Consider the following 1129-nt stretch of genomic DNA (forward strand, 5'->3'; position numbering starts at 1 on the left):
GCAGGAGGCGAACAGCCGCAAGACCGGCGCCTCGGGCCGATCCAGCCCTCGCCCGCCCGAGCCCGCCGTCAGGGTCAGGCGCACGGCCGCGCGGCCCTCGGTGAGACCCGCCTCGGCGGGGGCGGCCTCGATCAAGGCGCGGGCCGCCGCGCGATCCAGCGGCGGTAGGCCCAGGGTCTCGCAACCGGCGGCCATGCGGTCGAGGTGATCCGCGACGTGACGGACCGCCCCGTCGACCGCCAGCAGGGTCTCGAACAGGCCGTCGCCCAGCAGCAGGCCCCGATCAGTCAGCGGAACGGCGTCGATGCTCATGCCCCCTCCCCGGTCAGCGCCCGGCGCAGGGCGTCGATCTTGGCCTCGGTCTCCAGGCGCTCGGCCAGCGGGTCGCTGTCGGCGACGATGCCGGCCCCGGCCTTGGCCTCCAGCCGCCAGCCCCCGGCGTCCTGGACCAGCCCCACCGAGCGGATCAGCACGCTGGACTCGAACGCCCCGTCGAAGCCCGCCCAGAACAGCGAGCCGCAATAGGGGCCGCGCGGCCCCTCCAGGCTGGCGATCACCTTCATGGCCTGCACCTTGGGCGCGCCGGTGATCGAGCCGGGCGGAAAGGTCGCCCGCAGCAGGTCGGCGACGCCGAGGCCCGGCTTCAGCCGCCCCTCCACCGTCGAGACCAGGTGATGGACGTTGGCGTAGGTCTCGACCTTGAACAGCTCGGGCGTGCGCACGCTGCCGGCCGGGCTGACCCGGGCCAGGTCGTTGCGCATCAGGTCGACGATCATCAGGTTCTCGGCCCGGTCCTTGGCGCTGGCCAGCAGCTCGGCGGCCAGGGCGCGGTCCTGCGGCGGCGTCGCGCCGCGCGGCCGGGTGCCCTTGATCGGCCGGGTCTCGATCGCCCCGCCGCGCACCTTCAGGAACCGCTCCGGTGAGTTCGAGACCATGGCTCGGCCCGGCAGACGCAGCCAGGCCGCGAACGGCGCCGGACTAGTGCTCCGTAGACGGACGAAAAGGTCGAAGGGATCAGCCTGCCCCGCCAAGCGACCGCGCCAGGCCCGGGCGATGTTGGCCTGGAAGATCTCGCCGGCCAGGATCCGCTCGACCACCTCCGCCACCGCCGCCTCGTAGGCGGCGGGCG

The 1129-nt window shown here is 74.2% G+C and carries 2 protein-coding genes; both read right to left on the reverse strand.

The features are described from left to right. The coding region (locus tag DMC18_RS25220) for an aminotransferase class IV (protein ID WP_199232640.1) at nt 1-312 on the reverse strand (312 nt) is incomplete at its 3' end. Further along, the coding region (locus DMC18_RS25225; RefSeq protein ID WP_146218230.1) for an anthranilate synthase component I family protein at nt 309-1129 on the reverse strand (821 nt) is incomplete at its 5' end. The genes DMC18_RS25225 and DMC18_RS25220, both read right to left, overlap by 4 nt.

This window comes from Caulobacter sp. D5 (assembly GCF_003185805.1).
Taxonomy (GTDB): Bacteria; Pseudomonadota; Alphaproteobacteria; order Caulobacterales; family Caulobacteraceae; genus Caulobacter.